Below are 842 nucleotides of genomic sequence, written 5' to 3' on the forward strand. Positions count from 1 at the left end.
CGAAAACCATGCGGGCAGGCTTCAAGTTTATTGTCTCTCATATATTGAGCCATACACTTCTCAGCGAGGGGACCGCGACCTTTAGCAGAAAAAAAGAAATCATTACGAGAAAGCAATCGTGCTTGTTTTAAAATGTCTAATGCTTCAGTTGATAAAGGCACGCGAAATTCTTTTGTTGTATCACGCTTGCCTTTCATATTTTCAGCAGGTATGGTCCATATATCCCCATCAATTTGATCTTTATGAATATGACGTAAAGGATTGGTACGAACACCTGTCAGAATAAGCAAACGCAAAGCCAGTTGTGTTATGGTTGATGCTTCACAGAGTGTTTTATAAAAAGCCGGAACCTCTCTCCAATCCATGGCTGGTCTATTAGTGACCTTATGGCGTTGTTTTCCTAAGAGAGCTTTTGCTTTTTCTACAGCTTGTAAATCAACATCTACACCTAATGCAGCCGCATGTTTGAGACAAAGATTAAGACGTATCAATGCTGTTCGAGCAATTACAGCCTTTGTATGCCAAATGGGAGAAAGGGTATTGCGTATCTCTGTTTGCGTAATCTCTGAAACGGGCAGACAGCCCAATTTAGGGAGAATATGAAGGCGTAATGGTAAAAACCAATCACAAGCTTTACCATCTCTTTTTAATTCAGCTTTACGGCTTTCAAAAGCATCTACGGCAATATCTTTTAAGTAATGAAGATTGCTTATTGCCTCACGCTTTTGTTTATTGCGTTCTTTAATGGGGTCACGCCCCTCACGTAAAACAGCCCGCCATCCTGTTGCTAATTCACGGGCTTGTTTTAAAGAGACATCTCGCAACGCTCCCAAGCCCATTTC

Annotated in this window: 1 protein-coding gene; it reads right to left on the reverse strand. The window is 41.3% G+C overall.

Annotation, left to right across the window (positions count from 1 at the left end):
• A partial coding sequence (locus ACFINK_RS09345) for a tyrosine-type recombinase/integrase (protein ID WP_375638913.1) occupies window positions 1-842 on the reverse strand: 842 nt, incomplete at both ends.

The organism is Bartonella sp. AA16NXGY (assembly GCF_042197325.1).
In the GTDB taxonomy this organism is placed as follows: Bacteria; Pseudomonadota; Alphaproteobacteria; order Rhizobiales; family Rhizobiaceae; genus Bartonella.